The organism is Sphingobacterium sp. 40-24 (genome assembly GCF_001899705.1).
GTDB classification, from domain to species: Bacteria; Bacteroidota; Bacteroidia; order Sphingobacteriales; family Sphingobacteriaceae; genus Sphingobacterium; species Sphingobacterium multivorum.
The window spans coordinates 1-7,413 of the sequence record NZ_MKWH01000049.1 but is presented as its reverse complement, the minus strand read 5'-3'; the positions used below and the strand labels follow the sequence as shown (position 1 = coordinate 7,413).

Genomic DNA, 7,413 nt, shown 5'->3' with positions numbered 1-7,413 from the left:
AATGCTAACTCCTGTGTGATACTATCGCGCAGGTAGAGCTGATACCAAAACTGTCCTTTTGTTGTTTTAAAATCGTACATCAGATCGATAAACTCCTTAGTGATACGATCATCGAAAACAAAAAGGCTCGATTGTACCCCTTTGAATGCATCAGGAAAAGCCAGCTGATAACAGGTATTCAGAAAGTAATTCCCCACCTGAAACAGTGAATTCCCTTCGCTATAGGACACTGCGGGATACACACCGAGATAATTTTCTCGATAACCCGACATCACCGAGCAAAATAAAAGTCCCGTTGTATCCACCAAAGGCTGCGTGTTTATCCGGGCCGTATTTTTGATTTCCGATTTTTCAATAAATCGGCTTGACACGCCAGTTTTTAAAAAATCTTTGATAATATCCTCCGTGATAGAACTTGCGTATGAATTGAGGACAAATTCACCTTCGGAATTGATAATTCCTATCGTTGGCAACGTATTATGCGGAAGAAGTGATGTAAACAAGGTATCATTCAGTATTGTCGGCAATACCGGTGTGTAATTAAAGTCCTCTTTATATTTCTTGAATCGCTTTTTTATCCGCTCTGGGGTATCCTTATTCCGCTTACTATTGACCATCACAACCTGTACCTTATCCTTAAAGCGCTGCTGGATCAATTCCATGTCGGGAATTCCTTCAATGCAGCTCGGGCAGCCAGTTGACCAAAAATCCAGCAGGATCAGTTTCCCTTTCAGATCAGCGAATTTGATTGTTTTCTTTTGACCGTTAAAATACTGGAGTTCGAGCGACTGGTTCCATACTGCATCCGGGATCTTATCGCCCGGTTTTAGTGCAACGAGATCAGATAGCCCATTGGCCCCGCTGTTCTTGCGGGGCGTCTGAGCCGATAAACTAAACATAGAAACTAAACATAAAAACAAGCATATCAAAATGATGCGATAAGCACGCTTATAATCTGCAACAGACAAAAAGCATTTTAAAGCCCGCTGAACCACTACACTTATTGATCCAAACAAAGTATTAGCTCGAAACACAAAAGCCTTACAGATCGACTTAAAGAGCCTCAAAACAGATCGTTCAGATTCTACTTCATAAGTCAATCTAGCATTTCCGACCTGCTGAAAAGCTTGCTTTTGTTGTGTGGGTCTTGTGCAATCGTTTAGTTGTCCTTGTGTATAACAAGGGCTTAGCAAGGGTGAACCTAGGGTCGCGCTATAGTCAGGCTTGTGTGTTTCTTGTGCCAAGCTATAGTCGACCATCTTTTGATCAATTCCTGCCAAATTTTTACATTTCATCGGGTTTTCATTGGGTCGGCATCGGGTTTTGATCGGTGTGGCCCGATGAGATCCCGATGAAAACTTGATGCCAATTGCATGAAAGACAGAAGCCAGGGCGAAGTTGGTCAGAAAAAAGTCCCTAGAAGGTGATACCTCACTCCCTGGTCTGCTGGCCTTCGGCTCGGCTTCGAGACTTATTCGGGACATATTCGAGACAGGCTTGGCATTTCTTCGACTCGGCTTCGGCAGGGCTTCGACTGCGCTTCGGGTAGGAGTCGAAGCGCAGTCGAACAACAGTCGAAGCGTTCCCGAAGAAGAGTCGACGCTGGTACGACGCAGTGTCGAAGGATACTCGAACAAAACCCGAAGGCTGCCCGAAGAACCAGCTGTTTTAATTTCATTTTGAACGCCAATCGTACAGCGCTTTTTCAGTAGGATCGCAGTACCTGTGAAGTACGTTTTTCCTTGTCTAATTTTCTTACGCAAATTTTGCGTAATTAGTACTATATCTGTACTTAAGTAGTGCTTCACAGGTACTTGAAATATATAGGTTATATAGCCCCTTAAAAAGGCTAAAAATTTCAGGATATTCATAATTTTTTTGTTGGCGGTTATTTCGATAACCTACTGAAAAACTCAGCGACTTTCTTGCTCAATTCTAGCTCTTTTCCGATGCGCTCTTCAGCTTCTGCTGACAGCTGCATTTTACGCAGGTCTATATTGCGATGATTGACGATACAATAAGCTATCAACACCCGATACAATGCGGTTGCAAATTCCTGCATTTCCTCATCTTTTAGAAGCCTATTTTCTCCTAAGCCACCATCAAGATACGTGCTCAATAGCTGGAGAATATTAGCAGAAACAGTCTCTAGCGCATAGTGATTCCAGAATGCCTCAATATCCTTTATAGGGTTGTAATCGACCTTATGGACATCATAAATCATCCAGTCAAAAGCAAATTGTAGCGCTAAAATCCTGTTCATTTTTCAGTCTGTAATCTTTAACCGAAAGTACATAGCATCCCCTCTCCGATCGAAATCAGCTTTTTATTGGGAGCCTCATGTTACTCAGTTCACATTAGTAATAATTAATTTATTCTGGGAGCCAGAGCGCGTTTGAATGAGGGGTCACAAAGGTGTATAATATTGGCGTTACGCGGTCCATGGCAAGAGAAGCCAAATCTAATTTGGCCAAACCAGCCGAGCTACTCGGGGGCTGTGATGATGTTCTTTGATCTTTGTTTTTTGTTCATAACTCGTTTGTTTATAAAAACGAGTCTTTCAGTAAGTATAGAAACGGCAATGGCGTGACATCCAACCTACTGTCAACGAGGCCGTGAGAAGCCCATGGAACGAGTAAGCGGACGCCACGCCATTGCTGACGGGCGTTTTGATCCACTTATCGCCTTGTTCCATTTGAAATTTCTCACGTTTCGTTAACAAGACTCATAAGTGCATCCACCTGTATGAGATGGTGCAAATGTATTATTTTAATCTACTAAAGACAAATAATTTACTTTAAAAGTGGCTTTAAACTATTTATAAAGCTACTTTTATCCACAAATAATCGTATCTTTATATCAAAGGTAAGGAACCAATTATTTAACGCAAAATGGTAAAATACCGGTAAATTACCGAACTTATTAAAATCTATAAAAATGGGTATTGCATTTCAAGAGGAGAAAATACACGAAGGAAAAAATCTAAAAAGAATTCGTGAAATCATGGGCATGAAACAGGAGGTTTTAGGGCAAAAATGCGAAAGCAAATTTGATCAAAGACGAATTTCTGAGTTTGAAAACTCATGGACTATTTCTGAGCCAAATTTAAAGGAATTAGCGGATGCGTTGGGTGTAACCGTTGAATTTATTCGTTCTTTTAACGAGGAAAAAGCGATCTATTATATACAACATAATCAAGATACATCTAAGCAAAACAGTTTAAATCATTTTCCAACTATAACTTATGAATCTGACAATAAATTGGAAGCGCTTTTAGAAAAACTCATTCATTACGACGTTGCTAAGACTCAAGCAATTTTGGATTTGACTAAGGTTGTTGCTGATTTGACAGAAGAGGTGAAAAGGTTGAAGGGTGAAAATTGATCCGCTATTATAAGGAGGTATTTTAAACGAGCTATTGAGATATCGAAAGACATGTAGCATAGCTCGGTAGCGTCGTGCTTCGTTCGAGACGACGAGGTGGTAGGTTCGAATCCTGCCACCCCGACTTCACGGGACAAAGTAGAAAAATCTACTTTTGTCCCGTTTTTTTTTGTATATAACTTTTTGTTTATCAAGTTGATATGTTGTATAAAATCGTTTCGACGAGCGGTTCGAACTTGGCTTTCTGAAAAAATGATTTTTTCAGGGTAAATTGAACCAATATCTTTTGATATCTCTGCAAGTTCTCCTTTCATTACATTTTTCTCTATCTCAATTATCTTGTTAATTCCTTGTTTTATAAGGTCTTGAATGTTATCTGAATCATAATTAACTCTATTTAGCTTTGCTTCCAGAGCAGAAATCTTTGAACTATAGACTGATTTCATTTCTCTATAGTCTTCAGCTTCAATCTGACGAGTAGCAAGCAGGTCTCGCGTGTGAGATAATCGATCTTCATAATCTTTAATTTCTGCCAAAATCTCCTTTTTTTCTAATTGTACTTCTAGTGTTCCACCTAGGTAGTCTTTCGAAATGGTTTCTTCATAGAAAGATCTATTTTGGATTTTAGGAAGAAATTCAATTAAGTCTTCTACAATAGCCGCGTTGACTTTTTCAGCATTCACACGATGCGTACATCCTCCGATACAATGATAATATGCATAGTAACGGCTTCTACCTTTTGATTTACTTCCAGTCAATAACTTACTGCATTCAGGGCAAACCAAATATCCTCTAACCGGAAACTCATCAATGGTTTTTATCTTGGGACGATAGTTTCGTCCGCGTCCATCTAATACGTCCTGTACTTCATAGTAGAGCGATTCAGATATGATTCCCTCGTGTTGCCCATCAACGAAACAGCTTTCTTCGTCTTTGAACTGGGGAACGAATATTTTACCACAGTACAATGGATTTCGTATAACCTGCCAAAAAGCATTCTTGCTACATTTCAATCCCTTTTCTTTCGCTTGCTTAAACACCTGCTCGGTATTGAATATACCTTTCGCTATTTCTTTAAATGCGTACCTTAAAACGGAAGCGTCAGGCTCTTTCGGTGCAATAAATTTCTTTCCATTTTCGGAAGTTTTATTTTCATATGCTACAGGAGCTAATCCCATATAGCGACCCTCTTTCTTCGCTCGGCGCATTCCGTAAAATACATTCAATGCACGACGGTCATTTTCAACTTCAGGAGCCGCAAGATAAAATGCCAGCATCATTTTATTCTCAGGGATAGACAAATCAAGTGGTTGTTCTATCGCCTGCGGTTCTACGCCCAACCCGCGAAGAATGTTAATCATTTGATAGGCATCACCAGCATTTCTGCTGAAACGATCCCATTTCGTGAAAAGGATAAGGTTCACATGATTCTTTTTCTTTTTCAACGTTGTGATAAGGTTTTTCCATTGCGGTCTATTGAATGTTTTTGCTGAGTGATCTTCATAAATAACATCCCTTATCTCAATAGACTGATTAAGACAATATTTACGTAACATCTCTTCCTGATTTCTTTGGGAATAACCTTTATCAGCTTGTTCGTCTGTACTAACTCGTATGTAAATGTCTGCTATATAACCCATCGCTTTAAATCTAAAATTGCACATAATATGACCTAAGAGTTGTCCGATAAAAAAACTGCGTTGCAAAGTATTAAACAGTATCTTTTGTCTTAATGGCACTCGTTGGCTTTCATTGGCACTAAATTACTAAAACAATATCATCTAATCCCTTACTTTTCAGGAATATTGGTATAAAATAGCCGTTTTATTTAAAAATGATTTTCAGGATTGTCAGCGATAAATCTCATGCAATCCTGTACGGAATAAACCAAAAAAAAATGCCCAACTTGGGCATTTTTGATAGGTGCTTTTTCTACAGTAATTTTTATAGTTGGGATAATCAGATATAACTATAACCTATTTGTACAGCGGTGCAGAATTTTGATTTTGAAAACGATATCCCATCGAATAGCAACTTTTCTGGAAAGATCAGGCTTAAAAATCCCCTGAAGTCTTCACTGCTGCTTTGTTCCAAAACCTTATCGAGCTTGAGAAATTCTGCAATGTCATTTTTCAACAGCTCGTCTATATCTGGTATTCGCCCACAAACTTCCTGAAACTTTTTATTTAGCTGGTCAATTGACGTACTGTATTGGTTCTTTATCTCATGATATTCCGAAGCATCAATCTTGTCAGTGGCCAACAAGTCCCTGATATGCGATACCCTCTTTTCTAAATCCTTCAGTTGTACAGAAATTTGTTTTTTTGAAGTTTGAATGTCCCTGGTCTGTTCTAAATAGCTCTCTACTAAAATATCTCTGTAGACTTCTAATACTTCTTTTGAAGGTACATAACGTCTTAGCTCATTTTCAAGTAATTCAGTTAATTGTTCCGCACCGATTCGCATAGAACATCCTTTATAGCAATGATAATAATTGTAATATTTGTTTCTGCCTTTGGAACGGCTTGCTGTTAATAATTTTCCACATTCTGGGCAGATCAGAAATCCTCGTAGTGGGAATTCATTACGAGTTTCAATCTTTAAGCGGTATTTTCTACCTCTACCATCCAAAATGTCCTGCACTTGTTCAAATAGCTCTTCACTTAATATCGCTTCATGTTGCCCTTGCACAAAATAACTCTCTTCATTTTTAAATGTGGGTATAAATATTTTTCCGCAATAAAGTGGATTTCTTATTACTTGCCAAAAAGCGTTCTTGCTGCATTTTAGACCTTTTTCCTTTGCTTTCTTCCAAATTTGTTCGGTGTTGTATGTTCCTTTTGCTAATTGCTCAAACGACCACCGTAAGGTGGAAGCATCTGGTTCCTTTGGTGTAATGTATTTAGTTCCGGCCTCATCAATCTTGTTCTTATAACCAACCGGAGCCAGCCCCATATACCTTCCTTCTTTCTTCGCCCGTCGCATACCATAAAATACGTTTAATGCCCGCCTGTCATTTTCAACTTCTGGAGCTGCAAGGTAAAATGCCAGCATCATTTTGTTTTCTGGTATTGATAGATCCAATGGTTGCTCAATTGCCTGTGGTTCTACATTGAGATCTCGGAGTTGATTTATCATTTGGTATGCATCGCCTGCATTACGGCTAAAACGGTCCCATTTGGTAAATAGAATAAGATCGATACGATTCTTGTTTTTCTTCAGATTAGCTATCAATTTTTTCCATTCAGGCCTATTAAAGGTTTTGGCAGAATGGTCTTCGTATATGACATGACGTATTTCTATGGAATGGCTTTCACAGTATTTGCGTAGCATTTCTTCCTGGTTACGTTGCGAGTAACCTTTATCGGCCTGTTCATCTGTGCTTACACGTACATAAATGTCTGCAATGGGCTCTCTGCTTACTCTCATCTTTCCAAATATTTTTTTACAGCGATCCGTGCTAGTTTTCTTAAAAACTGAAGCATTCTCGTAGCATCTTCATTTGACATTTCCGTCTTATCACCTTTCAGAACTTTCTTAAGTTTTTCAGCGGTAACCTTAGTTTTTTGTGAATTATCTCTCATAACCAACCCTATTAGAAAATATGGATTTTGAAATTATGTATGATTTTAAAGCAAAAGCCCAAAGATGTAGTCTTTGTCTTTTAAAGGCAGTATTTGACCATATATTATTGGCGACCGAATGAGATAGCAAATAATAAGCTACTGATTGAACACTAAAGTGTTGTAAAATTCAGCTTCGATGGCTGCGTGTTTTCTACACGCATCGGGTCATTATCCAATGCCTTTTCCACTGGCTTCCACATTGTTTTTTATCCAAGAGCCGGTATGCTGGTTTTGTCCCATTTCAAGAGCAAAGGTATTTCAGTGTTCATAACGCAACAGCAAGGTCGTGCCCTTTGGGTTTGCAAAATAATCTCCACCCATGCGGGTCGTATTTTTTTGACAAAACCTTGCTGCTGCTAAACACTAACCTTTTATGCTCGTGAAACGAAACAAAGCATACTCC

At 38.9% G+C, this 7,413-nt stretch carries 6 protein-coding genes; 1 reads left to right on the top strand and 5 read right to left on the bottom strand.

All coding sequences use genetic code 11. From position 1 onward, the window contains the following. Both BGP15_RS18735 and BGP15_RS18730 read right to left on the bottom strand, forming a co-directional pair. Nucleotides 1-1,763: TlpA family protein disulfide reductase (locus BGP15_RS18735; protein WP_286770468.1), on the bottom strand; the 1,763-nt coding region annotated here is incomplete at its 3' end. A gap of 125 nt (nucleotides 1,764-1,888) precedes the next feature. Then, the gene (locus BGP15_RS18730; protein ID WP_088162608.1) at nucleotides 1,889-2,263 is read right to left on the bottom strand and encodes a hypothetical protein; all 375 of its coding nucleotides are present in this window, start codon (nucleotides 2,261-2,263) and stop codon (nucleotides 1,889-1,891) included. Between the two features lie 674 nt (nucleotides 2,264-2,937). Between BGP15_RS18730 and BGP15_RS18725 the strand changes: the two genes are divergently transcribed. Beyond that, on the top strand, nucleotides 2,938-3,384 hold the full coding sequence (locus BGP15_RS18725) for a helix-turn-helix domain-containing protein (RefSeq protein ID WP_088162609.1): 447 nt from the start codon (nucleotides 2,938-2,940) through the stop codon (nucleotides 3,382-3,384). Here the strand turns inward: BGP15_RS18725 and BGP15_RS18720 are convergent. From BGP15_RS18720 to BGP15_RS18710, 3 genes are all read right to left on the bottom strand, one after another. Beyond that, nucleotides 3,309-5,024: a recombinase family protein gene (locus tag BGP15_RS18720; protein ID WP_286770467.1), complete on the bottom strand. Its 1,716-nt coding sequence runs from the start codon at nucleotides 5,022-5,024 to the stop codon at nucleotides 3,309-3,311. The genes BGP15_RS18725 and BGP15_RS18720 overlap by 76 nt on opposite strands. 319 nt (nucleotides 5,025-5,343) lie before the next feature. Further along, the gene (locus BGP15_RS18715; RefSeq protein WP_052217447.1) at nucleotides 5,344-6,813 is read right to left on the bottom strand and encodes a recombinase family protein; all 1,470 of its coding nucleotides are present in this window, start codon (nucleotides 6,811-6,813) and stop codon (nucleotides 5,344-5,346) included. Continuing rightward, nucleotides 6,810-6,968 (bottom strand): hypothetical protein, encoded by a 159-nt coding sequence (locus tag BGP15_RS18710; protein WP_286770466.1) that lies wholly within the window; start codon nucleotides 6,966-6,968, stop codon nucleotides 6,810-6,812. The genes BGP15_RS18715 and BGP15_RS18710 overlap by 4 nt, the downstream gene beginning before the upstream one ends. Nucleotides 6,969-7,413: the final 445 nt, after the last annotated feature.